We start from the raw sequence: 22559 nt of genomic DNA, 5'->3' as shown, positions 1-22559 counted from the left end.
ATCAGCCATCCGCCTTCTCCTTCCACTCGTGGTCTGTGCAGCCGGGCCACCAGGCGCGGCACTCGGTCGCGGCGCTGTGGCTGGCCCGGACACCGTCGCCGAAGGCGCACTTGGGGTAGCCCCAGGCGTTCGTCCGGCGGAAGGCGCAGTTGCCACAGCGGCGGCCGGGCGCGCGGCGGTCGTCATGTGGTGCGGCCTGCTCGGGCAGGCGAAGCGTCGAGCTGAGCACGACCGACAGCGGGTGGACGCCCACGGCGAGCAGGCCGGCCTGCCGCCGAGTCCGGCGCACTCCCGGTGACTCCTTCGGCGGCTCGGGCCTGGGGACGTCGGGGGTGCCGAACAGCATCAGTTCCTCAGCCATCACGGCCGTCCAGCCGTACGGGCTCGGGCTGACCGGTCGTGTTGCGGACCAGGCGCAGGCCGGACGGCAGCACACCACCGGAGTCGTGCGGCACCCGGTCCACCGTGATGACCGGCTTCACCTGACACCACAGCGCCCGCACGCCCTGGCCGTCCGGCCCGGTGCCGAGTGCTTGGTGTGCCCGGTCGGCCAGCACCGCGGCGGACTCCATCGCCTCGGCGTCGTTCACCGGCTCCTCGCCGGACGGCGCCGTCCCAAAGATCCAGCTCAGCAGCCGGAACAGGTCGCCGGCCTCGACGGCGTTCACGGCTCGCCCCGCAGATCGGTCTGGATGTAGCCGGGCATGGTCCCGGCGATCTCCTGGAGCGTCTGGCGGGCATCGGCCGTGGCCAGCACCTCGTCGAACGGCGGGCCGAGCTGCGCGGCCAGGTGCTCAGCGCAGTGCTCGCACGTCAGCCAGCGGCGGGAGACCATGCTGCCGTCGGCCTGCCGGATCGCGATCGTCAGGGACGCGGTCCCGTGGTGGACGTGGCTGCTCATCGCAGCCTCGACGGCATCGGAAGACCGTGCAGCGTGGCCCTGGTAACCGCGGCCACCGTGCGCAGCCCTTGGATGAAGCCGCCTCCGATGGGCGTACGCGCCGGGTCAGGGTAGTAGTGCTGCTCGACCTTCCCGGTGTCGCGTCGCTTCGTCCCGGTCCACAGGCGGCCATGGACGTCCACGAGGTAGATGCCGAGGACCTCGACGGCATCCTCCCGCTGGTGGAAGCGGCGCTCCAGCCGGTCCCGCTGGAAGCGCGCGTTCTCCTCAGCCGTGGCCTGGGCCGAGTCGTGCATGACGGCGTGCGCCTCGAACAGCAGGCTGAAGGCGTACAGGGTGTGCTTGCCCTGCTCCTGCTGCTTGAGGATCTCCTTCTGGGCGACGCCGGCCATCAGGTCGGGGTAGGCGTCCGGCGGGACGTTCGGCGCGATGGCGGCCAGGGTGCCGGTGGTGAGCCGCTCGCCGTCCCAATGCAGGGTCCTGAACTCGTGCAGGGAGTCCCACGCGGTGTGGGCGTCGATCTGGCGGGCGACCTCGGCGGCGAACACGGACGGGTCGATCACGCTTCCTCCTCGGGGGTGTTGTGCAGCAACGCGGCCAGGCCCCGGGCGACGGTGTCCAGCTCGTGGTGCATCTCGGAGATGGTCAGGTTGCCGTTGGCGTTGACCCGGGCGGCGTAGTCCACCCAGTAGCGCAGGCCGGCGCGCAGCCGGGCCACCTCGACCTCGTGCAGCAGGCCGCCGATGTGGGACAGGGTGCTCTGGGTGAGCTGGAGCTGGCCGTCATCGTCGAGCGTTCCGGCGGCGGTGCGCTGGAGGTACAGCGCCCGCTGGGCCTCGCGGACGTAACCCTCCTGGTCTCGGCCGGGGATCTCGCAGTGACTGATGCGGACCTTCACCGAGGGGTCCTTGTCGGACTCCGGCGCGGGCTGAGTGCGCTCGATGTGGCGGAACTCAATGATGGCCAGACGCGAGCACCCGGGCCGGTCGTAGATCGGCCGGATGTGCTCCTCCAGAGCCGCCGAGGCCGCGGCACCGAGCTTGCTGTCGAACTTCAGGGTCGTCACGGATGCGAACCTTTCTGGGCGATCTCGTGAAGGCAGGGCTTGCACCAGGCCGACAGGCGGTCAGCGGTGGCCCTGTTGCGGTACCAGCGATTCAGCGGCCGGTCAGTGCCGCAGCGCGGGCAGTGCTTGGTAGGCACGATCTCCGATGCGGGCTCAGGCGCGGCGGGCGCCGAAAGCGTCCGCCGCTGCCGCTTCGGCCGTGGGGAGGAGTTGGCCTTCTTTCGCGAGGCGAAGCCGAGGATGTTGCGTGGCCGGATGCCGTGGGCGCGGCGGTAGTCGTCGCGCTCGGCGCGGGTCGTCGCGCCCCAGACGCCATCGACGTCATAGGCGGTGGCGTACGCCCGGCAGGGCTTCATCAGGGGGCAGGTGCGGCAGATATTCACGGCCCGTGCCAGCGTGGCGTCGAGGCCGTGGGCGAACCACAGCTCAGGGTCGTGACCCCGGCAGGCGGGAACCGTAGTACGCGCCACAGGATGCGCGACCTCGTCGGCGAGGGGACGGCGGCGGGCGGTAACGGTGCTCATGCGTCCACCGGCCAGACCCGGATCGCCGCGCCCGGTTCGCCCAGCGCGTGCTCGTGGCCGTACGGGTAGGTCTTGATCAGGCGGCCGTCGACGACCTGGGAGTCGTCGGCGTAGACCACGCCGGTCAGGGCGTCTCCGATCGCGCGGGCGTAGTGGTCCCAGTCCGAGGAGGACCGGGTGATCGGCCACTCAGCGGTCACGGTTCGCGGCTTGGCCACGGTGACGACGGTCTCCAGCCGGACTGGGCCGAGCAGCTCGGCGTGCTCCTTCGGTCCGACCGCGCAGAAGATGCACGGCTGCTTGCCGGTGGCGACCCATTCGTGACGGCCGAGGGCGTCGAGAGCGGCGGCCCGGACCTTCTCCCGCCACGCCTTCAGCTCGCCCCCGTTGGCGTGGTAGCTCTTGCCGTGCGCGCCGGTCTTCAAGTTGCCCTGTCCGGCGGGCGTGCCCTTCACAGTGAGGATCAACAGCGGGGTCGTCATGACGCCGTCCTCCGCCCGCTCTCGGCCGCCAGGCACAGCTCGTGGCGGGCGCACAGGTGCATGCCGAACACGGTCACCCCGCCGGGCTGCCAGGCCAGGCAGGCGAGAACGCGCGCCATCTCGGCGAAGGTGGGGACGCAGTGGCGACCGCCGAACAACAGGTCATCGCCGTGCGTAGGGATGTTCATGGAGCGGCGGCTGGCATCGAGGACGGCGGCGATCTGGGTGGCGCGCAGATCGTCGTCCACACGCCGGAGGTTCTCGATCTCCAGGTGGACGGCCGCGGCGAGCGCTGGCGAGAGAGAGTCGCTCATGACCGTCCTCCAGCTCGGCGCTCTTCACGGCAGATTCGGCACACGATCTGCCGCTTGGGCTTGCCGCGCCACATGGTGTGCTTGATGTAGGAGGTCTCGGAGGTCCGTTCGTGCCCGGCCGGGCAGTGCGTGGCGGGTTCCGAGCGGCGCCGGTCTCGGCCCCACGGCAGGGAAGGCGTCTCGCCCTCGTGCCACCACTGCTTGAAGCGCAGCCGACCGGCGCGGGCGATCACGTGAACAGCCGCGGTGGACTTGCCGAGCGCCTGCGCGGCGGCGGCTACGCTGCCGTGGACCGCGAGGGCGGCCAGTGCCTCCTGCTGACCCGCCGTGAGCATGGGCCAGATCTGATCGACAGCCAGGCGCTCGACGATGCCGTTCTCCGGGCTGGAAATATGGCGAGGGGCGGCGGCATCCCAGTACATGACGTAAGACCGGCGGGTCGTGCCCTTGTGCCGGATCAGGTCACGTCCATGGTGACGGGCCTCCGTCTGGATCGCGACGGTGATGGCCTGCCAGCCCGCCGTGATGAGGTCCGCAGGCGCGGGCTGCCGGTCAGCCTCGTACAGCGCCAGCGCGACGGCCGACCATACGATCTCGTACCGCTCGGCCGGCGCGAAGGCGAGAAGGCCGATCTGCCGGGACAGGGCCATGCGGGTGAACCGGTCGAGATCAGCGGCCACGTACCCCCAGCGCAGGCCGTCGCGCGCCTGCACCTCCTCCGGCGGCTGTTCGGCGTCGTCCGCGTCCCAGGGCGCGACGTAGTAGGTGAGCTGCATCAGTGCCCCCTGCCGAGGATCGCGAGCATCTGGCGCGCGGTGCCGGGGGTGACCAGCTCGGCCACGGCGATGCCGGTCAGCAGCGCGCCGAGGGCCTCCCCGCTGTGGCGGCCGGGCCACTGCACGGCGTCGCCGAGGTGCCCGAGTTCCTTGCCGGAGCGGGCCGCCATCGCGACGAGCTGCTCCGGCGTGTGGTCGTGCTGACGCAGCTCCGCCACGGCGAGCGGCAGCAGGGCCTCCAGGTGGATGCGCAGCGCGCCGAGATCTGCGGTCATGCTCCTGCCTCTACGACCTCGGTCGGGATGGGCTGCTGGCGGCGGTGCCACAGCCGGTGCAGGCGAGCGTCCTCGGCGGCGTCGGCCTTAGCAGCGCGCGGCTCGCCCTTCCAGCGCTTGCCTTTCAGGGCGGTGCAGTGGTCGGTGCGGCATACGGCCTGCGCGCGGCCACCGTTGACCAGCTCGATCGCGACGATGATCCGGGGCGGCATCAGGCACTCCTCTCGGAGGTCGGGGTGGGGATGGGGGCGTAGCGGGTGCAGGCGGTGGCCGCACACCCGGTGCGGCGTCCGCCGTCGAGCTGGTGGTCGGTGACGGCCGCGCCGCACACGCAGGGCGGGCGGCTATCCAGGGCGGCCCGGCGCGCGGCGTACTCGGCGCGGCCGTTGCCGTCGCCGATGACCGGGGCGGGTGGCTTCAGGGCCTCGACCGGACGCCAGCCGTGACCGCGGACGATGGCCACCAGGTCGGCAGCAAGGATCTCCGGGTCAGCACCGGCCATCTCACGCAATCGGCGGGTGAAGACGGCGACCAGGCGGCGGACGTCGGCCTCGAACGGTCCGCTCATCACGCCCCCCTGGCCAGTTCGTCAGGGTCGGCACCGAGGTGGGCCACGATGCGCTCCCAGGCGGCCCGGTCGTCGTCGGTCCACGCCCGGTCGTCGACGGCCGATGCCGGGGCGGTCGGGCAGTCGTCGGGGTCTCGGCCGCAGCAGGGGCAGGCGTCGCCCTGGCGGACATCGAGCTCCAGGCGCCGCAGGGCATCGCGCAGCTCCGGAATGTGCTGATGGCCGAGGAAGCGCTCCTCCTCGATGACCATCCGGGCGTAGCGGGTGAGCGCCTCGGAGCCGTATCCGGCACCCAGGGCTCCACGGGTCAGGGCGGCGAGGTGCTTACGGACCCAGCCGGGCGCGGTCCGGTAGCGCGGGATGGCGTGGATGACCCGGCGAGCAAGGAGATCTTCCGGTTGCGCCGCAGGCGCTCTCTCGCGCGTGCGCGCGTTACGGCGCGTAGGACCGCCTGCGGCGGTAACCGGAGAACCTTGCTCCCTGCCACCTGCTACATGCCCCCTGCTACCTGCCACATAAGAAAGCGCTGACTCGTCTGAGTCCCGCACGGACTCGTCTGCGCGCGGCTCGGATTCGATCGCGTCCGGCTCGGACAGATGCGTGCCACCGGGCGGAGGATCGTCCGGGCCACTCATCTCGGGAGGCTCGGGCAAACGGCTCGGGACCTTGGCGGCTTCGAGCCGCTGGTGCTTGGCCAGCTTCGGCAGGAACAGGTAAGGGTCGTCCTCGACGACGTACGGCTGAACGCGTCCGGAGGCGATCAGCTCGCCGAGGAGGCTCTTGATCGCCTGATCGTCGATGTCGTCGTCGTAAGGCAGGCAGTTGCCCTTGATCCACCGCGGGTCGCCGAGTACGCGGCCGTGTTCGTCGGCCTGGTTCCACAGCGCGATATACAGCAGGCGGGCATCGCGGGAGTGCTGGCGGGCGAGCTTGCGGTCCGACCAGAACTCGGGCTTGACGCTTCGGATCCTCGGCATCAGGCGCTCTCCTCCAGCAGGTAGGTCTCCAGCTCCACACCGCGCGCTTCCAGCGCCTCGGCGACCGTGACCACGCCGGTCTCCTCCAGGAGGGACATGAGCCTGCGGGCCGTCGCGATCGTGATGCGCTCGGAGCCCATCCGGACCTCGGACCCGTTGATCACGTCGAGAAGGTCCTGACGTGTCATGTCGGGGTAGAACGTCCCTTGCCAGTAGGTCCGGCCGTTGTCGGGGTCGCGTCGGCGCAGGGACATGACGGCCGAGCGCTTGACCACCCGGCCACCGTGGCGAGTGCTCACCACCTGGCGGGCGCGGTCCCATCCTTTGAACCGCCTGTGATGGCCCTCTCGGACGTCAGCGTCGAGGACATACCCGGCCCAGGTCCGATGGGCCTGGACGGCTTGCTGGAGCAGCCTGTGCATCCGGTCCTTGATCTCGTGTGCCGGTCGCTGCACGCCGTTGTCGTCGTATCCGGCCTCGTGGAGCAGCGCGTCGTACTCGGCACGTTCCTCCGGCGAGAGCATCCGGTAGATGTCACTCACTTCTCCCCCTTGATCACGCGCAGGCCCGACCCACGCCGTTCGCCCACGTCGTGCATCCACGCCTCCAGGCGGTCGCGCGCCGTGGTGATCGCCTCCCACATGTCCTCGTCACACAGCGCGGCCACGCGGCCGGCGTCGAGCTTGGGCAGGCCGTCGCCGAGCTGGCCGATCAGGCGGAACGTCTCCTTGCGCAGTCGCGCGGCCTGCACGTCGGCCGACTCCGCGACGTACTCGGCCAAGGCCTGGTCCACCCTGCGGGCGGCCGGTTCCACAGCGGCCCCGGTGGTCTTCACCTCGCCGAGGGCCTGGCGGGCGACCTCGCGCACCGGCTCAGGAACGACCACCTCGGCCTTGCCCTGGCGGACGACGCCGCGCTCGGCGACGTCGCGGATCCGATCCACCTTGTCGAGGGTCGAGCCCGAGTAGCCGGTGCCGACCGCGGCGACTTTCCGGGTTTCACGATCCGCCTGGGAACCTTCCGCCAACTTGGCGGAAAGTTCGAGGTCAGTACGTCTTCCCTGGCGTTCCTTCGCCTTCGGTGCCAGCACTCGCGTCCGCCGCTCGCGTGCCCGGCTGGCCTCGTACGGCGTGAGCGGCTTACGGCAGGTGTTCTCGTCGGCCTCGGCCTTCAGCACTTCGGCCGCCGTCGCGAGGTCCACGCTCGTTACGGGAACCTCGCTCCAGCCGAGCAGCCGTACGGCCGCCAGCCGCCGGCCTCCTGCGACCAGCTCCCGGGCCTCGGTGATGACGACCGGATGCAGCAAGCCCACCTTGGCGATGGAGGCCGCCAGCTCGTCCAGGTCGCCGAGATCTGTGCGGTCCCGCTCACCGATCGTGATGGCGTCTACGGAGACCCTCATCTGCTCCCCCTGCCTGGTCGCGTGGTGTAGAGCCGGTGCAATGTGGCGATCAGCTCGGTCAGCAGTTCGTCGAGCGTCGGGGGCTTGCGGTCCGGGCGAAGGCGTTCGGCGGCCAGGTCGCGGGCGCGGTGGTCGTACTCGTTCATCCCGCCGCCTTCATCCGCTGGTTGAGCAGGATCCGGCGCTGGCGGGGCGTCAGGCCGCCCCACATGCCGTACCGGTCGTCCCTGGCGAGCGCGTACTCGCCGCATTCCTGGCGGACCGTGCAGCGGGCGCACACCTTCTTGGCCTTGTCGTACGCGCGCCTTTCGGCCCCTTCTTGTTTCCGTGCGGTGCTGACCTTGGGGTAGAAGATCTCGGGGTCGGCCCCGACGCAGGCGGCCCGGTCCTGCCAGGTCTTGCCTCGCGGGCTGTCGAGCCCCCACGCGCCGTACCGGTCACGCTGTCTCATCACGTTTCTCCTCGGCATCGAGGGGGATCCGCCACGGCCCCCGTTCCGCGGCGGATCCCCCGCCCGGCCGGGCGGCGTCGCGCACGCCACCCGACCGGGCGCTCGAGTCCAGGCCCGGGGACCCCCCAGCACCCGGGCCTGGACGCATGGGTGCCCGCCTCGCCCTCACCCCCCAGAAAGGGCGAGGCGGGCACGGCCCGGCGACGGTGGCGCGGTACCGCCGCCGAGCGTCGCCACGACGGGAGCAGGGCTCAACCGGCGTGGCGAGTCTGGATCTGGTCATGGCCGGGCCTTCTCCGCTGTGTCGAGCGCCTGGCGAAGCTGCCGGTATGAGGGGCTGTCGATGGTGACGCGCCCGGTCTCGCAGTTGCTGACGGCGCTATTGCTCAGGCCCGCCAGCTCGCCCAGCTCTTCCTGAGTCAGGCCGAGCGCCTTGCGCCGTCGACGGAGTGCGGTGCCTGCCCGTGTGCGCCGGATCGACGCGGCGTCGAGCTGCACGTCCACGGCTTGGACCTGGACCGGCCGCAGCTCAGGGATGTCGACTCCGACCTGTTCGGCGGTCCACCGCTCGACGAAGCCCAAGACCCGCTCCACCGACGCGCGGCCGGTGAACTCCCAGGTGACGGTCAGCCGCAGCCCTTCAGGCTCGCTCATGACAGCCGCCGGAAGATGCCGAGCAGGCCGCGCCTGACGGGTGTCTCCTCCTCGGGTTTGGCCTCCGCCGTCCCGGGGACCGGCGCGGGCTGTTCCACAGGCGGTTCCATGACCGGCGGCGCGGACTGCTCGACGACCGGTTCAGGAACCGGTGGGGTCCTGGCCTGGTAGCGGCCCCCCTCCAGGTCGGCCGCCAGGTGCAGCAACGCCGCCGTGATGTCGGTGGGCTTCTCCCCGGCGATCCGCCGTAGCTGGGCGGCGATGCTATACCGGTTCACGGCGCTCACCTCCCGCCGGTCGCGGCAGGATCCGCACCGTGCTGCGCGGCCCGACGGTCATCCCCCACGCGCCCGCGCACGCCACGCGGGTGCCCTCACCCAGCTCGGCGAGAAGCGACCCGGTGTAGGGCTCGAAGCGGTCGATCCGGTGGTGGTTGCCGAGGAAGACGATCACATCGCCGATGGCCAGCTCGTGCCCCTGGACGGGGACGCCGAGGCGCGAGCGGTCGGTGAACGGAGCGGGAGGCGGCGGCATCAGCCGGACGGGCACAGCCTCCTGAACCTGCGTATGTGCCTGCTTCTTGGATGACGGACGCCGGACGACCTTCTCCGTCTGACCGGTCTGCTTCGGACGTTCGCCTCGCCGCACGGCGGCCCTGTCCTCGCGCAGTGCCCTCTTGCAGTCGTCACAGGGCTTGATCTGCCTATAGGTGTGCTGCTTGTAGCCCTTGACGGTGCCGTGCTCGATACCCTCGGCCTGGCCGATGACGCTCATGATGCGGTCCCCGGGCACTCGTCCTCGAAGTGCTGACCGACGGCCTGGCACCGCTCGCACACGTAGTCCGGCGCGGGCCTGGCGGGCGGCTCGGCCGTCTGGCCGGGCGGGGCGTCGGCCGACGTCTCGGGCTCCTCGCTCTCGCCGACGACCTCGCCCTCGAAGTCGAAGTCGGGCAGCTCGCTCTCGCCCGCCTCGTTCTCCCGGGACAGCAGCTCGACCAACTCCGGACTCTGCGGCACCCAGTCGGCCAGCCTCCGAACTGCCGACTTGCGCCACATCGCGTCGAACTCCGTGTGCCACGTGCTGTTGAACCACCCCTTGTCAGGGTTGAGAGCGAAGTCCTCGGGGTCCTCACGGCGGTGCTGCTCGGCCAGGGCGTACGCCTTGCTGTAGCGGTCGCGGATTTCGATGGCTTGCCACCGGTTCAGCGTCACGATCTTCGACCGGCCGCCGCCCTTGATCTCCGCGTAGGCGTACACCATGACGATCGGGCCGCGCTCCTCGGGCGAGGCGAGCAGGTCCGGCTCGTGCCAGAACTGCCCGCCGTCGCCGATCCGGTAGCCCCACTCGTCGCCCTCATGGACGAACTCGGCGACCACACTGGCGACCTGGCCGGAGCGATACATCAGGTCCACCAGGCCCTGCCACTGGGCGATGAACGTGGCCTGCTTGCCGTAGGGCACGATGGCGGCCTGCTTGGTACCGGGCTCCAGACCCAGACGCGCCGACTCCAGCAGCGCGGCCAGCAGGCTCTCCGGCGTGCAGTCCAGCAGCTTCGGCGTCTTCTGCACGGCCGTCAGCGCCATGCGCAGGAAGCGGTCCACGGTGACGTGCCGGGGCAGCGCCATCTCGAACTGGGGCCGCATCTTCTGGAAGAGCTGGCGGACGTCGCGGACCTTCGCCTTGACGGCCAGTTCCTTGTTCACCTGCCGGTTGCCGGTCGCACGCTGGGCGACCCGGCCCTTTAGGTCGGTGCTCATGATGATCCTCCGGGGGTACGGAAGACGCGGGCGCGGAAGCGCGCGTAGATGTCGGGCTTCTCGGCGGCCAGGCGCTCACGGTCGATGGCCTTGACGAGGTGGACGTACTCGGCGGCCAGCTCCGGCTCAGCCTCACGGAACCGCTTACTGGCGAAGGTCCCATTGCGGTGCCAGGAGTACAGCTCCCGGCCGGGCGCGAGTGCGACCTCGGCGATCTCGTTGGGGCCGAGCTTGGCCTTCAGCCGGTTCTCGATCCGGCCGAGGTCGCGCTTCAGCTCCTTGCGTTGGGCGAGGATGCCGTCCCGTTCGGTCAGCAGCGCGTCGATCTCGGCGACCTCGGCCCCCGCGAAGAACTTCACCGCGTCGGGCTTCACGTCCCACAGGTGGCCGAGCAGCTCGTCCGTGGCCTCCAGGTCGCCCGGGTCCGGCTCGACTCCGGTGAGCACGTGGTCATGCCAGAACTCGGTGACCAGCGTGACGAGGTGGCCGATCAGCTCCTCGTCGCGCTCCAGCCGGAACCACACGAAGTCGTCATCGACGCTTCCGGCCACCCAGGCGCGCTGGTAGCCGGTGACGGCCAGGTACCAGTACGCCTGGAGGGCCGGACCGTCCGGCGGTTCCTCGCCCTTCCAGTCCTCCCGGCGGGCCGAGCGCCAGGTGCGGCTCTTGCACTCCAGCGGCCCGGTCACGCCGTACGGCAGGACGCCGTCCGGTTCGTAGACGGCGGCGGCCACGCCGTCCGGCGGTGCCTCGACCACCAGGCGGTCGACGTTGGCGAGCATCCATGGCCGTTCGGCGTTCTGGAGCGTTCCGGGAGACTCGACCACAGCGTGGCCGGTCTCCTCGGCGAAGAACTCGGCGATGAGCCCTTCGAGCCGGTGACCGCGCCGGGCGGCCCGGTCCAGGCGTGGGTCACGGCGCTCGGCCAGCTCTCCCTCACCGCGCTTGGACAGGTAGACGTGCAGCGGCCCACGGCGGGTGTCCATGCCGAGGATCGCGGCCACGTCCGAGCCCCCGACGCCGGTCCGGCGGACCTCCAGCCACTCCTCGCGGGACAGGCCGGCGGGTGCGAGCAGGCGCGCGGCGGGCGTGATGAGACCGGTCATCGTCCGCACCCCTCATCGCACCCGGGGCGGCACGGCTCTCCGGCCGCCATGCGGGTCATCTCGGCCGTGTCCGGCCACTTCAGTTCGAGGCCGAGCCCGAACGCGCGGACCTTCGGTGCGCCGTACTGCGGATAGGAAGCGGCGTCCATCGCGGCCACCACGTCGTCTCGGCCGAGCAGCCAGGCGTATTCCGTCAGCCGGTCCACGGAACGGTTCGCCGAGATGCCTCGGTGGGCTGCGATCTTGCCGAGGGCGAAGGCGTAGTACTCGCGCGCCTCCTGGACCACCGTCTCGGCGTCCGCGACCTCCCAGCCGTCATCCGTCGCGTCCTCTGCAAGGAACTCGCGGGCTCGCTGGTAGTGCAGGGCCATGATCAGGATCTCGCGGCGGAAACCGAAGACGTCCTCATCGGCCACAGCGCGGACACGGGCGACGATCTCGTCTTGAGTGCGGGCCGCGCTCACGGGGACCCCACCAGGTGGTCACCGGCCAGCAGGCCGATGGTGACGTACGTGGAGGGCTCGATCGGGCCGGACGCCTCGCGGATGAGACCGCCGAGGTGGGAGGCCGCCCGGAGCGTGATCCAGCCGACCAGGCCGGGCTCGACGTCGGGGAACTCCATGCGCAGCTCCTCGCCGATGTACGCGGCGAGGTCCTGCAACACGGTGCGGCTGTCCTCGGGAAGCTCCTCCACGCAGGCGAGGGCTTGCCGGGTCTGGTCGGCCCAGTCGGGCCACAGTGGGGCGTAGCTCATCGCGGACCGCCCTTCGCCAGGGCTTGGCGCAGACGCTGGGCACGGAGACCGACCCGGCGGGCCAGGCGCAGCCCGCGCTCGGTGAGGGTCGGCCGGACCTGCCTCTCGGTGCGGCTACCGGTCAGCGGTGCCAGCCAGACGTCAGGGTTCTGCTCATTCCAGGTCGCGGCCCACTCCTCGTAGGGCTCCTGCCGATGGCGACCCATCACTGACCCCCTCTGCGGCCTCGGCGGTGGCTCTCCGGTGCCTTCATGAAGGCGGTCACCCGGGCGTCCAGGGCCGGATCGTCACCGCCGACGGGCTCCTCGGCGGACGGCTCCTCAGCGGGCGGGGCCGGGATCGGGCCGCTGGTCTCCGGGACGTGAGCGGTGGCGGCCTCCTCGGCAGACACCAGCTCGCGCTCCAGCTCGGCCAGGTCCTTGCCCCAAAAGTCCGCCTGGGCGGCGATGGCCTCGGCGAGGATCCGAGCCGCCCGGATGCGGGTGAGGTCGCCGCGCGGGATCTGCACTCGCAGGGGGCCGATGTCCAGGCTCGACCAGCCGTCATCGCTCAGGGTCTTGCGGACCTGGTCCGGTGTGAGCTGTGTGTAGAGGTGGACGTTCAGAGGAAGACCCATCACGACTCCTCGGGGGTGGTGGGGATCGGTTCGCCGCGTTCGGTCAGGACGATCTCGATCGCGTTCTTGAGGAACAGCCAGGGGTGGCCGAACTCTGTGCTTCGGGCGTAGGTGTCCCGGAGATAGCCGGTGCTGTGGCGTCGCGCCTCGCGTAGGACGGCCTCGGTGAGGGTGTCGGGCTCCTCGGTCGGCTGGTCGGCGGTGCGCTCGGCGGTGCTGCCGGTGAGGTGGTCGGTGAGGCGTCGCAGGTCCCGGGCGATGGAGACCGTGGCCAGCCGCTCGGCCTGCTCGGCGGCGGCGACCGCCCGGGAGGCCAAGCCGTGGATGGCGGCCTGCATCGGGTCGCGGGCGGTGTGCGCGGCCAGCCGCCCGACGGCGGCCACGAGGTTGTTCGCCATCTCCAGCGGGTCGTCTAGGACGTGGACCTCGGGCGGGGGCGTGGTCATCGCGCCGCCTCCGCCATGGTCAGCAGGGCGGCCAGCTCATCGCTGCCCATCCCGACGATGCGGGTCTCGGACCCGGCCGCGTGGATCGCGTCGGTCAGGACGGCGCGCTCCCCGGCAAGTGCCTGCCACGCCTTGCCAGGGTCGCGGCGGAAGGTGAGGTAGGTCGGCCGGTGGGCGTGGTCGTACGGCGTGACCAGCGCGACGGCCTCGGCCTGGCCGGTCACCCGGTGGCCGACGTGGGCGAGCTGGTAGGCGGCGTACTCGCCCAGGACGGTCCGGCAGGCGGGCAGGGGGATCATGGCAGGACCTCCAGACGAGGGGTCGTGGTGTGCCGGGCGGCCCATTCGGTCAGGGCCTCGCGGGTGCGCTGCGCGATGGCGCACAGCTCGTCGATCGCTGCCTGCGACAGGCCAGGCGGCAGGGCGTCGGGTTCCACGGTCGTGAACCCGGAGCTGGGAATCTCCAGGAAGATCAGCCCACCGGGCGTCGCGGCCGTGATGACCGGCCCGGCGGCCTCGGGCAGCGACACCGAGGAGGGAAGGACGGCGACGGTGCCCATCAGTGCCTTCCCCGGACGCGGATCTTCTGGAGCCAGCGGGGCCGCATCCAGCAGCCCGGCCGGTCGTCCCACCGGACCCAGACCACGCCAGGGTCGCTGCTGTTGAGCAGCAGGTGCGGCGTGGGCCGGAGACGGCGGTCACGGGCGATCGGGTCCCGCAGCGGGCACGACGCGATCTCGCCGGTCGCGCCGGTCTCCTTGTGCCGTACGGCGGTGCGCTCGGGCCAGTTCTGCCGGAGGTCGTCGATGCGGCTCATCACGCGCCCGCAACCTGCTCGCCACGCAGCAGCGCGCGGACCTCGGCCTCCTTGTAACGACGGTGGCCGCCCAGGGTACGGATGGACGACAGCCTGCCCGCCTTGGCCCACCGGGTGACGGTCTTGGGGTCGACCCGGAACATGGTGGCGACCTCGGCCGGGGTCAGCAGCGCCTCGATGTCGGGTCGGGCGGCGGCCATGGGGGTGATGACGGCCGTGCCGTCGGACTCGATGGTCTTGATGCCTCTCACGGGGGATCTCCTTCAGGGAGTGATTGAGGAGTGGTCACAGGCCGCGCTCAAGTGGTCGGCGCTGGCCATCAGCTCGCCTTCTGCTTGGCCCTCTCCGATGGCTGGTCGACCGGGGGCGGGGTGAGCAGGTCGTCGATCTCGACGTCCAGCGCGGCGACCAGGCGCAGCAGCAGGGCGGGCGTGGGCTTTTCGCCTGCCTCCAGCTGACTGATGCGGCTGGGAGACGCGCCGACGAGAGCAGCGAGTTTGGTCTGTGACAGGCCGCGCCGCTCGCGCCGATCCCGCAGGCGGTCGCCGTCGAAGGGGAGTCGCAAGTGAGCCATGACCCCACGCTACGGCTCATTAGGGCTCATTGCTAGTCGTCAAGGATAACCGGAAGGTTAGATCCTTGTTCGCGAGCTGGACAAGCTCATCAGCGCTAATGTTCGCTAATAAAAGCTCTCGGACACATGAAGGGCGAGGACATGGAGCCCGAGGACGACGCCCGCCTCCGACTGGAGAAGGCGATGAATGAGCGCCGCAATGACCTGCGGCTGAAGTGGCAAGAGGTGGCCGAAAGAGCCAAGATCTCTGTTCCCACCCTCAAGCGCATCCGCAACGGCCCTGGCCCCGTCACGGCCTGGGCCGCGCGAGGGTTGGAAGTTGCACTGAGCTGGCCACAGGGAGAGGTGTTCCGCATCCTGGCCGACGAAGAGCAGCCAGCCGAGCAGGCCGAGCAGGCACCTCGCTACCCAGATCCAGGTCTCCAGGCGATCTGGGAAGCAGATCTTCCCGAGCACGAGCGCCTAGCCGCGATCACTCTGATCGAGGCGATGCGTTCGGTCCCGTTGCAGTCGCAGACCAATGACAATGAACGGCGCACCAACACGGGCTGAACCGGTCAGGACGTAACGATCCGATAGCGGCAGGACTAAACCCGTCGATGATGGGAACGCCAGTTCACCGCGGGGCGCCTGGGAAGCACACTGCACGGTCGTCGCAACATGCACAAAGGTGTGTAACCCATGCATTCACAACCCCCCGGCACGGATGCAGAAGCTGCTCTCGATCGCATCCAGGCGCGCATCCGCCACATCACCACCCTGGCCACCTGGCAGGCACGCGCCGCCGACTCGGAGACCTCACTCCACCGGCAGCTCCTGCAAGCTAAAGCCGATCTTGCACAGGCACGCGCGCTGATCGTCATCCAGCAGAGCATCCTCGGCCCGAACTCCCCCACCCTGCCGCCCCCGCAGCTCATCGCCGCCTGGCGCGCGGGAAGCCCGGACTACCTCCCGGTCACCGTCGAGATCGACGGCGCGGCCGTCACGCTCATAGTGCACGGTCCGCCACGGGCCGCCGACCCATTACGTGAAGCCCATGACTGGCACCGGGTCCAACAGGTCTGGCGGGAGGTGCATCACGAAATACAGGGGGCGGCGTGACCCACGTCATCCGCTACCGGGAACTGCCCGACGACGTCCCCGTAGAGACCTACCGAGAGGAGGACGGCAAGCTCGTCATCATCGTGAACTCCCAACTGCCGCACGACGAGCGGCGGGCCGCGGTCGCCGCAGCGCTGCGGGCCGAGCGCAACCATGGCCTGCTCGCCCTGCCACTGCTGGCACTGGCCGGCCTGCGTGACGTGCTGTGCGGATCGGTCACCGCCGTGAGCCTGTGCGGCACGGTGGCGGTCGTCGAGTCACCGGTTGCGCTGGAGCCTCCCCCTGTCGCGGTCGTGGTCGTGGCCGAGACGATGGCCACAGCGGAGTCCACCACGCGCTCGATCCCTATTCCGCCCCGGGCGCCGGAACGCTCCAGTGCGCGACGGCCCGCCCGTCACTTCACCCCACACGGGAAGGAGTGACGGCCTTCTCCAGCGGCGTCGAGACCCGGCCCGGCGATCCCGGGCCGGGCCTGGCCCGTCTACTCGGCTGTGCCACACCGCGCCGCCGCGCGAAGACGCTCCATGTACTCCTCCAGGGCCTCGCGCGGGATGAAGCGGGCGCGGCCGACGGTGAACGACTCGATCTCGCCGGACTTCAGCAGCGAAAACAGCAGCGTCCGGCCGATCGGGAAGACCTTCAACGCCTGCTCCGGCCGGTACGCGATTTGATCGTCCACAGCCATGCGGCACCTCCTGCAAGCTCGCGGGCACGCATGTCCGCCTCTTGAGACTTGCACGACTCGATCGTTCATACAAGTGCGCTAGGTTGCGCGTGTACGTCAGCGAACCTAGACGAACGCCAGAGTTCGCAGTACGGTGTGCGCCATGAGCAGCCGCACACCAGGCTCCCAGCGAGCACGCCGTCTCGGATGGACCGCGATCACCGGCCCGAAAGACACCGAGGTCCGAGCCCGGATCGAGCAGAACCCTGACGGCCGCTGGACGGTCACCGGGGTGCTCGTCGAGGGTGAGGCGATCACCTCCGACACCCTGCGGAAAATCTCCCTGGGCCGTCTGGAGGCGCTGGCCAACACCGACCTCGCCGCGCTGGCCCTGTCGCTGGAGCAGCAGGAGCAGCCGGAGGACGACCAGCTCACGCTGGGCGAGCTACGCGCCCTGGCCGCCGCCCCCGCGTCATCCGCACGCACGCCGCTGGGACGCCCGGACGGCTCGGACGCCTTCTATCAGGAGGTTGCCCGCGCCTACGCCTCGGCCGCCGCGGAAAGCTCGCGGCCTGCGGTGGTCTTGGCGCAGGAGGCCGGGGTCCTGGTGTCGGCCGTTCACCGATGGGTCCGCGAGGCACGACGCCGTGGACACCTTCCCCCCGGAAAAAAAGGAAAGGCAGGATGACGGACAACTCCCCCCGCAAAGAGCGCACGCGCGGCAACCGCGACGGGCGCCCGTTCCAGCGCGCCTCCGACGGCTTATGGGTCGCCACGGTGTATCTGCCGAACGGCAAGCGCAAGCCGGTCTACGGCAAGACCCGCAAGGAGGCCGCCGACAAGAAGAAGAAAGCCGAGGCCGAAATCTCCGCGGGCCTGCCGGTGACGGCGGGCCGGACCGACACCGTGGAGCACTACCTGACCAAGGTGTGGCTGGCGGTGACGCTGCCCCAGCGCGTGGCCGCCGGACGGATCGCGCCGTCCACTCTCGACTCCTACCAGGACACGGCGGAGAAGCACATCATCCCGCACCTGGGCAGGGTGAAGCTGGTGGAGCTGTCCACCACCGACATCCGCAGGTGGCTGCTGGAGCTGGCCGACAAGCCGAGCGGCCGGGTACGGCGTAAGCTGCGGCCCGGCGAGACCGAGCTGCCGCCGCCACCGAAGCTGTCGGCCCGCACGGTCGCCTACTCGCACGCGGTGCTGCGCAAGGCCCTGGCCGACGCGGTGGACGACGAGAGCCTCGGGCGCAACGTGTGCCTGCTGGTGGACGCCCCCGCAGTCGAGCGGGAAGAGGTGCAACCGCTGACCAAGCAGGAGGCCGGCCAGCTCCTGGCCGAGGCCGCGGGCGACCCGCTGTGGGTCTACTGGTTGATGCTCCTGGCGCTCGGGCTTCGCCGCGGTGAAGGGCTCGGCATGCGCTGGTCGCACATCGACCTCGAGGCCGGGACGGTGCGGCTGGTCAAGAGCATCCAGCGTCTGCGCGGCGAGAAGGACGAGGCGACCGGTCGCCGTAAGGGCCAGCTCGTGGAGAAGAAGCTGAAGACCCGCGCGTCGAAGGCGACGATGCTCATCCCGGCCACGGCGCTCCAGGCCCTCGCGGTGCACCGCCGGGCGCAGAACGCCGAGCGGCTGCGGGCGAAGGTGTGGGCCGATCCGGATCTGGTCTTCACCACGGGCGTGGGCACGGCGCTGGAGCCGCGTAACGTCAACCGGTCCTGGGACGCGTTGTGTGAGCGTGCCGGGATCGGGCGGCGGGTGCGGCTGCACGACCTGCGGCACGCCTGCGGGTCGTTCCTGTTCGCCGAGGGCGCCGATCTGAAGACGATCCAGGGTGTTCTCCGCCACACCCGGCAGGCGACGACGGCGAACGTGTATGTGCATCTGCTGGAGGAGGTGAAGCGGGGCGCGGCCGACACGCTGGACGGTGTCCTGGCGGACCTGACCGCGCCCCGGGCGAAGCGAGAGAAATCCGCGTCCTGAGCGCGTTGCTACACCCGTTGCTACAAAATGAACAGGGCGCCCCTTGATGATCAAGGAACGCCCTGGTCACAGTGGCGCGGCCGAGAGGACTCGAACCCCTAACCTTCTGATCCGTAGTCAGATGCTCTATCCATTGAGCTACGGCCGCTCGCTGCGTAAGTAATCATAGCGGGTCCTGAGCGATGCCTCGAACCAGTTAGGGGATCCGGGTGTGAGGTGGTCGTCGGAGGGGTGGGGGGTCAGGGGGTGGCCTGGAGGATCGAGGTGAGGACGCCGGGGAAGCGGGCTTCCATTTCGGGGAGGCGGAGCTCGTGGCGGCGGAAGCTGCCTTGGGGGGTGACACGGAGGATGCCCGCTTCGCGGAGGACCTTCAGGTGGTGGGAGAGGGTCGACATGCTCACGGGGACGTCGAACTGACCGCAGACCACACCTCCGGCCTCGGCCAGCTGGCGGACGACCATCAGTCGGACCTCGTCCGCCAGGGCGTTCAGCACGCTGGGCAGGGCGACGGTGGAGACGTCCGGGTGGTGGAGGGCGCGCATACCGGCATCGTACTTCGAGGCTTTGACAAACGTCGAAATCTGGCCACACAATTCGACCGTTATCGAAATCCTGAGGAGGCCGGATGACGCCCGACGAACTGCTCTCCACGACCAGGGCCGTCCGCAAGCGGCTCGATCTCACCAGGCCGGTTCCCCGCGAGCTCATCGAGGAGTGCCTGAGGCTGGCCGTACAGGCGCCGACCGGGCGTAACCGGCAGCGCTGGCACTTCGTCGTCGTCACCGACAGGGAACAGCGGGAGAGGCTCGCGGCGGTGTGGCGGGCGGGGATGAACCAGCCGGGGACGCCGATGCCGGAGGAGGACGCGCGGCGGGCCTACGCTTTCCCCGGGTCGATGGAGCGGGTGTGGGAGGGGCTCCAGCATCTCTATGAGCACATCCACGAGGTGCCCGCGTTCCTCATCCCGTGCATCACCGGGCGGACGGAGAACGCGAGCGTGCTCGAGCAGGCCAACACGTTCGGCTCGATCATGCCCGCGGCCTGGAGCTTCATGCTGGCGGCGCGGGCTCGTGCGCTGGGCACGGCGTGGCTGGGGCCGCTGAGGCTGGAGCGGGAGGGGGCCGAGGTGCTCGGCATACCGTACGAACGAGTCATGCAGGTGGCGTTCGTTCCCGTCGCGTACACGATCGGGACGGGCTTCAGGCCCGCGCGGAGAGTGCCGATGGAGGAGGTCACGCACTGGGACCGGTGGTGACCTCCTCCGGTCGCTCGGCCTGCTTGACCTTCTTCGGGAAAAGCGTGTAGCTCACCGGCCAGAGCACGGCGATCAACGGGACCCGTAGGAGACTGCCCATGAAGGCGGTCAGGGCGGCCGTTCTGGAGGGGTCGTCGACCATCCAGGTCAGGCCGAAGAGCAGAGCGCAGGCGATGCCGTACGCGAGGACGATCCGCAGCCACATGCCCCATTCGTAACGAGCCCTGGCCATGCCGCCCTCCGGAGGCTTCCAGGGTTCGGGGCCTTCGGCGAAGCGGTGCGCGAACTTCGCGTCGGCCCACTTGAGGGTTCGGTGGCCGAAGACGATCGAGTAGGCGAGGTAGGCCGCGGCCAGGCCGTGACGCCAGCTTCCCTCGGCGCCGGCACGCATGTCGATCACGGCGGCGGCCAGCAGGATCACGTCGAGGAGCGGCACCGAGACCAGCAGGATCGTGCTGAGCCGCCGCATGCGCCACAGGTAGCGCGAGGCGAGCCCCAGCCCGAGGAGAACCCAGAACCCGATCTCGCAGCCGATGATTACCGCCAGAATCATGATTCCAGGATCGGCGGCGAACCCGTGCGGGGCATCGTCGACGCTGATGAACCGGTCTACATCCTTCTATGTACGGCGAACCCGCCTGTGGCCGGATCAGCGGCCCGGCGCGGGATGATGAGATGAAGCGTATGAGACGGGATGACGGACTGTGGGCCGTGACGGCCTTCGTGGGTGGTCTCGCCCTGCTGGCCTCCGGCGTCTACACCCGTCGGGCGACGCCCGGCTATCTCCTCGCCCTCGTTCCCCAGCTCCCCGACACCGTGCCCGTCTACCTGCTCGCCGTACCACTGCTGATCACCTGCCTCGGTGTCGCGGTACGGCGGACCTTCCCGGTCGGCGCCCTCGCGCTGGGCGTTGTCGGGATCACGATGGACCTCATGGTGGGGTACTCCCTGTCCACGATCCTCGTCTTCACCGACAACCTCTACGCGGCCACCCTGTACGGCCCTGCCAGGCTGGGCAGGTGGCTGCTCGGCATCGCCTCGGTCCTGTCCGTCATAGGCGGCGCAGTGGCCGGTTTCATCTACCGGGACCTGGCCTTCCTCGCGATGTCCGCCGTACAGCTCGCCCTGGTCGGGACCACTCCGGTCATCAGCGCGCTGATCGTGAGACAGTTCAGGAACCAGGCCGAGTCAGAGCGGGCCAGGGCCGAGCAGGTCGCGCGGCTGGCCGAGCTCGACCGGCGGGCGGCGGTGGACGCCGAGCGGGCCAGGATGGCGCGTGAACTGCACGACATGATCGCCAATCACTTCAGCGCGATCGCCATTCAGTCGACGGCCGTACTCTCCCGCAAGGACCTCGACGCGCTGACCGTGCGGGGGGTGCTGGAGTCGATTCGGGAGAACAGCGTCCAGGGCATGGCCGAGATGCGCACCATGATCGGGCTGCTCCGGCAGGACGGTGAGGAGGTCGAGGCGACCCGGCGGCGGGTGGCGGAGGCGGACCAGCTCGCGGCGCGGGCGCGGAAGGCCGGTCTGGAGGTACGGCTGCGCGTGGAGGGCGAGGCCAGGGATCTGCCCGCCGCGGTGGACCTCGCCGGGTACCGGATCATTCAGGAGGCGCTGACGAACGCGCTCAAGCACGGCGGGGAGGTCGTCGACCTGATGATCGGCTATCGCCCCGGCGTCGTCACGCTCACCGCGGTCAATCCGCTCCGCGGAGGAGCGGGCTGGTCCGTCGGCGCGGGCCGGTCCGTCGGCGCGGGCTGGGAGACCTTCGGAGTGACGGAAGTCGAAGAGGTCTCCGTGGGAGGACGGGAGGTTTCCGGGATGAGGCGGGAGTTCACGCCAGACCTCCAGGAATCCCCGGGCGTGGGAAGTCACAGCGTGGAGAATCGGGCGGGAAGGAGGTCTTCGGCGGAGGGGAGGCTTTCCGGGGGGCGCGAGCATTCCCCTGAGACGGGACGGAGGTCCTCCGACGGTGCCGGACGAGCAAGATGGGGCGTCGCCGGGGAGCTCCCCAGTGCGGGTGCCGGGATCACCGGGATGCGGGAGCGGGTCGCCCTGGTCGGTGGCGTCTTCGAGGCCGGGCCGTACGACGACGGATGGCGTGTTCACGCCGAGTTGCCCACCGGGGAGATCTCATGACAATCAAAGTCCTGGTCGCCGACGACCACGCAGCCGTCCGGGCCGGGATCGTCCTCATCCTTGACGGTCATGGGGACATCGAGGTCGTCGGGCAGGCCGCGGACGGTGAGCAGGCGGTGGCGATGGCCCGCGAGCTACGGCCAGACGTGGTGTTGATGGACATCCGGATGCCGAAACTGGACGGGATCAGCGCGACGCGCGAGTTGAGCGAGGTCACGGACGTGCTGATCCTGACCACCTTCGACATCGACGAGTACGTCTTCGGCGCGTTGCGGGCCGGGGCCGTCGGGTTCCTGCTCAAGAACACCGACGCCGACGCGCTGGTGGAGGCGGTGCGGGTGGTCGCCCGGGGCGACGGGCTGATCTCTCCGTCGGTCACCCGCCGGTTGATCTCGGCCTTCGGGGCGGCCGTCCCTGAGCGCAGGCCGTACGACGAGCACAGGCCACTCGGGGTGGGGGGTCCGACACCCGGGGCGGGGGGTCTGACCCCGCGTGAGCGCGAGGTGTTGGCATGCATCGGGAGGGGGATGTCGAACGCGGAGATCGCCGCCGAGCTGGACATGGCCGAGGCGACCACGAAGACGCATGTCAGCAGGTTGCTGAACAAGCTGGGTCTCCGCAGCCGCGTCCAGGCGGCGATCCTGGCCCAGGAGCTCTCGTCGGGGACGTAGCGGAATCGGGGCGACCTGGGAAAACCGTCGTGGGTTTCCGACAGGCCCCGAAGGGAGCGCCGTCGAGAGGCGCGGGGCACTCCCGGAGGCTTCGAGGACCCCGAGGGCCCCGCCCCCGGCCCTCGGTAGTCCCAAAAGACTCTGGCAGTCACACGAACGTCGTGTGACTGGCCCTCCGTCGGTCGGATTGTGACGCCGGTCGGGGCGTGACGGCGGTCGGGTTGTGATGCCGACCGGGCGTGACGCCGGTCGGGTTGTGACGGTCGCGGGGCGCTCGAGGCCGC

43 protein-coding genes and 1 tRNA gene are annotated in these 22559 nt (G+C 70.2%); 8 read left to right on the top strand and 36 right to left on the bottom strand.

What is annotated here, in order from left to right; translation table 11 throughout:
* Position 1: 1 nt before the first annotated feature.
* From PKF00_RS03420 to PKF00_RS03265, 32 genes are all read right to left on the bottom strand, one after another.
* Entirely contained in the window at positions 2-361 is a 360-nt protein-coding gene (locus PKF00_RS03420) for a hypothetical protein (RefSeq protein ID WP_271215841.1), read from the bottom strand.
* Complete coding sequence (locus PKF00_RS03415) at positions 354-668, bottom strand: hypothetical protein (protein ID WP_271215840.1); 315 nt, start codon at positions 666-668, stop codon at positions 354-356. The genes PKF00_RS03420 and PKF00_RS03415 overlap by 8 nt, the downstream gene beginning before the upstream one ends.
* Positions 665-901 (bottom strand): hypothetical protein, encoded by a 237-nt coding sequence (locus tag PKF00_RS03410; RefSeq protein ID WP_271215839.1) that lies wholly within the window; start codon positions 899-901, stop codon positions 665-667. Before PKF00_RS03410 ends, PKF00_RS03415 begins: the two co-directional genes overlap by 4 nt.
* The gene (locus PKF00_RS03405) at positions 898-1464 is read right to left on the bottom strand and encodes a hypothetical protein (RefSeq protein ID WP_271215838.1); all 567 of its coding nucleotides are present in this window, start codon (positions 1462-1464) and stop codon (positions 898-900) included. Before PKF00_RS03405 ends, PKF00_RS03410 begins: the two co-directional genes overlap by 4 nt.
* Complete coding sequence (locus PKF00_RS03400; protein ID WP_271215837.1) at positions 1461-1967, bottom strand: hypothetical protein; 507 nt, start codon at positions 1965-1967, stop codon at positions 1461-1463. Before PKF00_RS03400 ends, PKF00_RS03405 begins: the two co-directional genes overlap by 4 nt.
* Positions 1964-2491, bottom strand: coding sequence for a WhiB family transcriptional regulator (locus tag PKF00_RS03395; RefSeq protein WP_271215836.1), 528 nt, complete (start codon positions 2489-2491; stop codon positions 1964-1966). Before PKF00_RS03395 ends, PKF00_RS03400 begins: the two co-directional genes overlap by 4 nt.
* Positions 2488-2973, bottom strand: a complete 486-nt coding sequence (locus tag PKF00_RS03390; protein ID WP_271215835.1) for a RusA family crossover junction endodeoxyribonuclease — start codon at positions 2971-2973, stop codon at positions 2488-2490. Before PKF00_RS03390 ends, PKF00_RS03395 begins: the two co-directional genes overlap by 4 nt.
* On the bottom strand, positions 2970-3287 hold the full coding sequence (locus PKF00_RS03385) for a hypothetical protein (RefSeq protein ID WP_271215834.1): 318 nt from the start codon (positions 3285-3287) through the stop codon (positions 2970-2972). The genes PKF00_RS03390 and PKF00_RS03385 overlap by 4 nt, the downstream gene beginning before the upstream one ends.
* On the bottom strand, positions 3284-4063 hold the full coding sequence (locus PKF00_RS03380; RefSeq protein ID WP_271215833.1) for a hypothetical protein: 780 nt from the start codon (positions 4061-4063) through the stop codon (positions 3284-3286). Before PKF00_RS03380 ends, PKF00_RS03385 begins: the two co-directional genes overlap by 4 nt.
* The gene (locus PKF00_RS03375) at positions 4063-4338 is read right to left on the bottom strand and encodes a hypothetical protein (protein ID WP_271215832.1); all 276 of its coding nucleotides are present in this window, start codon (positions 4336-4338) and stop codon (positions 4063-4065) included. The genes PKF00_RS03380 and PKF00_RS03375 overlap by 1 nt, the downstream gene beginning before the upstream one ends.
* Positions 4335-4550 (bottom strand): hypothetical protein, encoded by a 216-nt coding sequence (locus PKF00_RS03370; RefSeq protein ID WP_271215831.1) that lies wholly within the window; start codon positions 4548-4550, stop codon positions 4335-4337. Before PKF00_RS03370 ends, PKF00_RS03375 begins: the two co-directional genes overlap by 4 nt.
* Positions 4550-4906 (bottom strand): hypothetical protein, encoded by a 357-nt coding sequence (locus tag PKF00_RS03365; protein ID WP_271215830.1) that lies wholly within the window; start codon positions 4904-4906, stop codon positions 4550-4552. Before PKF00_RS03365 ends, PKF00_RS03370 begins: the two co-directional genes overlap by 1 nt.
* Positions 4906-5883 carry a hypothetical protein gene (locus PKF00_RS03360; protein WP_271215829.1) on the bottom strand — a complete coding sequence of 326 codons (978 nt, stop codon included), beginning with the start codon at positions 5881-5883 and terminating at the stop codon, positions 4906-4908. The genes PKF00_RS03365 and PKF00_RS03360 overlap by 1 nt, the downstream gene beginning before the upstream one ends.
* On the bottom strand, positions 5883-6425 hold the full coding sequence (locus PKF00_RS03355; protein WP_271215828.1) for a hypothetical protein: 543 nt from the start codon (positions 6423-6425) through the stop codon (positions 5883-5885). The genes PKF00_RS03360 and PKF00_RS03355 overlap by 1 nt, the downstream gene beginning before the upstream one ends.
* Positions 6422-7285 carry a ParB N-terminal domain-containing protein gene (locus tag PKF00_RS03350; protein ID WP_271215827.1) on the bottom strand — a complete coding sequence of 288 codons (864 nt, stop codon included), beginning with the start codon at positions 7283-7285 and terminating at the stop codon, positions 6422-6424. The genes PKF00_RS03355 and PKF00_RS03350 overlap by 4 nt, the downstream gene beginning before the upstream one ends.
* A complete protein-coding gene (locus tag PKF00_RS03345) occupies positions 7282-7431 on the bottom strand; it encodes a hypothetical protein (protein ID WP_271215826.1) in 150 nt (49 codons plus the stop codon). Before PKF00_RS03345 ends, PKF00_RS03350 begins: the two co-directional genes overlap by 4 nt.
* On the bottom strand, positions 7428-7736 hold the full coding sequence (locus tag PKF00_RS03340) for a WhiB family transcriptional regulator (protein WP_271215825.1): 309 nt from the start codon (positions 7734-7736) through the stop codon (positions 7428-7430). The genes PKF00_RS03345 and PKF00_RS03340 overlap by 4 nt, the downstream gene beginning before the upstream one ends.
* A 279-nt stretch (positions 7737-8015) precedes the next feature.
* Positions 8016-8390, bottom strand: coding sequence for a helix-turn-helix domain-containing protein (locus PKF00_RS03335; protein ID WP_271215824.1), 375 nt, complete (start codon positions 8388-8390; stop codon positions 8016-8018).
* The gene (locus PKF00_RS03330; RefSeq protein ID WP_271215823.1) at positions 8387-8668 is read right to left on the bottom strand and encodes a hypothetical protein; all 282 of its coding nucleotides are present in this window, start codon (positions 8666-8668) and stop codon (positions 8387-8389) included. Before PKF00_RS03330 ends, PKF00_RS03335 begins: the two co-directional genes overlap by 4 nt.
* On the bottom strand, positions 8655-9164 hold the full coding sequence (locus tag PKF00_RS03325) for a hypothetical protein (protein ID WP_271215822.1): 510 nt from the start codon (positions 9162-9164) through the stop codon (positions 8655-8657). Before PKF00_RS03325 ends, PKF00_RS03330 begins: the two co-directional genes overlap by 14 nt.
* Positions 9161-10147, bottom strand: a complete 987-nt coding sequence (locus PKF00_RS03320; RefSeq protein ID WP_271215821.1) for a recombinase RecT — start codon at positions 10145-10147, stop codon at positions 9161-9163. The genes PKF00_RS03325 and PKF00_RS03320 overlap by 4 nt, the downstream gene beginning before the upstream one ends.
* Positions 10144-11253 carry a YqaJ viral recombinase family nuclease gene (locus tag PKF00_RS03315; RefSeq protein ID WP_271215820.1) on the bottom strand — a complete coding sequence of 370 codons (1110 nt, stop codon included), beginning with the start codon at positions 11251-11253 and terminating at the stop codon, positions 10144-10146. The genes PKF00_RS03320 and PKF00_RS03315 overlap by 4 nt, the downstream gene beginning before the upstream one ends.
* Positions 11250-11669, bottom strand: coding sequence for a hypothetical protein (locus PKF00_RS03310; RefSeq protein WP_271215819.1), 420 nt, complete (start codon positions 11667-11669; stop codon positions 11250-11252). Before PKF00_RS03310 ends, PKF00_RS03315 begins: the two co-directional genes overlap by 4 nt.
* Before the next feature lie 44 nt (positions 11670-11713).
* A complete protein-coding gene (locus PKF00_RS03305) occupies positions 11714-12007 on the bottom strand; it encodes a hypothetical protein (RefSeq protein WP_271215818.1) in 294 nt (97 codons plus the stop codon).
* The gene (locus PKF00_RS03300; RefSeq protein WP_271215817.1) at positions 12004-12213 is read right to left on the bottom strand and encodes a hypothetical protein; all 210 of its coding nucleotides are present in this window, start codon (positions 12211-12213) and stop codon (positions 12004-12006) included. The genes PKF00_RS03305 and PKF00_RS03300 overlap by 4 nt, the downstream gene beginning before the upstream one ends.
* Positions 12213-12623, bottom strand: a complete 411-nt coding sequence (locus PKF00_RS03295) for a hypothetical protein (RefSeq protein WP_271215816.1) — start codon at positions 12621-12623, stop codon at positions 12213-12215. Before PKF00_RS03295 ends, PKF00_RS03300 begins: the two co-directional genes overlap by 1 nt.
* Positions 12623-13069, bottom strand: a complete 447-nt coding sequence (locus PKF00_RS03290; RefSeq protein ID WP_271215815.1) for a hypothetical protein — start codon at positions 13067-13069, stop codon at positions 12623-12625. The genes PKF00_RS03295 and PKF00_RS03290 overlap by 1 nt, the downstream gene beginning before the upstream one ends.
* Complete coding sequence (locus tag PKF00_RS03285; protein ID WP_271215814.1) at positions 13066-13368, bottom strand: hypothetical protein; 303 nt, start codon at positions 13366-13368, stop codon at positions 13066-13068. The genes PKF00_RS03290 and PKF00_RS03285 overlap by 4 nt, the downstream gene beginning before the upstream one ends.
* Positions 13365-13628, bottom strand: coding sequence for a hypothetical protein (locus tag PKF00_RS03280; protein ID WP_271215813.1), 264 nt, complete (start codon positions 13626-13628; stop codon positions 13365-13367). The genes PKF00_RS03285 and PKF00_RS03280 overlap by 4 nt, the downstream gene beginning before the upstream one ends.
* Positions 13628-13885, bottom strand: a complete 258-nt coding sequence (locus tag PKF00_RS03275; protein WP_271215812.1) for a hypothetical protein — start codon at positions 13883-13885, stop codon at positions 13628-13630. The genes PKF00_RS03280 and PKF00_RS03275 overlap by 1 nt, the downstream gene beginning before the upstream one ends.
* Positions 13885-14085: a BldC family transcriptional regulator gene (locus PKF00_RS03270; protein ID WP_271216346.1), complete on the bottom strand. Its 201-nt coding sequence runs from the start codon at positions 14083-14085 to the stop codon at positions 13885-13887. Before PKF00_RS03270 ends, PKF00_RS03275 begins: the two co-directional genes overlap by 1 nt.
* Positions 14086-14204: 119 nt before the next feature.
* The gene (locus PKF00_RS03265) at positions 14205-14459 is read right to left on the bottom strand and encodes a helix-turn-helix domain-containing protein (protein ID WP_271215811.1); all 255 of its coding nucleotides are present in this window, start codon (positions 14457-14459) and stop codon (positions 14205-14207) included.
* 126 nt (positions 14460-14585) lie between these two features.
* On the opposite strand from PKF00_RS03265, the gene PKF00_RS03260 reads away from it, so the two are divergent.
* The 3 genes from PKF00_RS03260 (at position 14586) to PKF00_RS03250 (ending at position 15982) form a co-directional block, all read left to right on the top strand.
* The gene (locus PKF00_RS03260; RefSeq protein ID WP_271215810.1) at positions 14586-15011 is read left to right on the top strand and encodes a helix-turn-helix domain-containing protein; all 426 of its coding nucleotides are present in this window, start codon (positions 14586-14588) and stop codon (positions 15009-15011) included.
* Between the two features lie 129 nt (positions 15012-15140).
* Positions 15141-15560, top strand: a complete 420-nt coding sequence (locus tag PKF00_RS03255) for a hypothetical protein (RefSeq protein WP_271215809.1) — start codon at positions 15141-15143, stop codon at positions 15558-15560.
* Entirely contained in the window at positions 15557-15982 is a 426-nt protein-coding gene (locus PKF00_RS03250) for a hypothetical protein (protein WP_271215808.1), read from the top strand. The genes PKF00_RS03255 and PKF00_RS03250 overlap by 4 nt, the downstream gene beginning before the upstream one ends.
* 59 nt (positions 15983-16041) lie before the next feature.
* On the opposite strand, the gene PKF00_RS03245 is transcribed toward PKF00_RS03250, so the two are convergent.
* Positions 16042-16245, bottom strand: coding sequence for a helix-turn-helix domain-containing protein (locus PKF00_RS03245; RefSeq protein ID WP_271215807.1), 204 nt, complete (start codon positions 16243-16245; stop codon positions 16042-16044).
* A gap of 142 nt (positions 16246-16387) precedes the next feature.
* Here PKF00_RS03245 and PKF00_RS03240 point away from each other — a divergent pair, with 142 nt between their 5' ends.
* Both PKF00_RS03240 and PKF00_RS03235 read left to right on the top strand, forming a co-directional pair.
* Positions 16388-16912 (top strand): hypothetical protein, encoded by a 525-nt coding sequence (locus PKF00_RS03240; RefSeq protein WP_271215806.1) that lies wholly within the window; start codon positions 16388-16390, stop codon positions 16910-16912.
* A complete protein-coding gene (locus PKF00_RS03235; protein WP_271215805.1) occupies positions 16909-18207 on the top strand; it encodes a tyrosine-type recombinase/integrase in 1299 nt (432 codons plus the stop codon). Before PKF00_RS03240 ends, PKF00_RS03235 begins: the two co-directional genes overlap by 4 nt.
* Positions 18208-18279: 72 nt before the next feature.
* Here PKF00_RS03235 and PKF00_RS03230 read toward each other — a convergent pair.
* Positions 18280-18355 (bottom strand) — tRNA-Arg (locus PKF00_RS03230).
* Positions 18356-18446: 91 nt separating this feature from the next.
* Positions 18447-18749 carry an ArsR/SmtB family transcription factor gene (locus tag PKF00_RS03225; protein WP_271215804.1) on the bottom strand — a complete coding sequence of 101 codons (303 nt, stop codon included), beginning with the start codon at positions 18747-18749 and terminating at the stop codon, positions 18447-18449.
* An 83-nt stretch (positions 18750-18832) separates the two neighbouring features.
* Between PKF00_RS03225 and PKF00_RS03220 the strand changes: the two genes are divergently transcribed.
* Positions 18833-19462, top strand: coding sequence for a nitroreductase family protein (locus PKF00_RS03220; RefSeq protein WP_271215803.1), 630 nt, complete (start codon positions 18833-18835; stop codon positions 19460-19462).
* Here the strand turns inward: PKF00_RS03220 and PKF00_RS03215 are convergent.
* Positions 19440-20015: a hypothetical protein gene (locus tag PKF00_RS03215; RefSeq protein ID WP_271215802.1), complete on the bottom strand. Its 576-nt coding sequence runs from the start codon at positions 20013-20015 to the stop codon at positions 19440-19442. The two genes, PKF00_RS03220 and PKF00_RS03215, sit on opposite strands and share 23 nt — an antisense overlap.
* A 131-nt stretch (positions 20016-20146) precedes the next feature.
* Between PKF00_RS03215 and PKF00_RS03210 the strand changes: the two genes are divergently transcribed.
* Positions 20147-21604, top strand: a complete 1458-nt coding sequence (locus PKF00_RS03210) for a histidine kinase (protein ID WP_271215801.1) — start codon at positions 20147-20149, stop codon at positions 21602-21604.
* Positions 21601-22275 carry a response regulator gene (locus PKF00_RS03205; protein WP_271215800.1) on the top strand — a complete coding sequence of 225 codons (675 nt, stop codon included), beginning with the start codon at positions 21601-21603 and terminating at the stop codon, positions 22273-22275. The genes PKF00_RS03210 and PKF00_RS03205 overlap by 4 nt, the downstream gene beginning before the upstream one ends.
* The last annotated feature ends 284 nt before the right edge of the window (positions 22276-22559 follow it).

This window comes from Streptosporangium carneum (genome assembly GCF_027922005.1).
Lineage (GTDB): Bacteria > Actinomycetota > Actinomycetes > Streptosporangiales > Streptosporangiaceae > Streptosporangium > Streptosporangium carneum.
The sequence above is the reverse complement of the archived record's forward strand: the minus strand, read 5'-3'. Positions and strand labels throughout refer to the sequence as shown.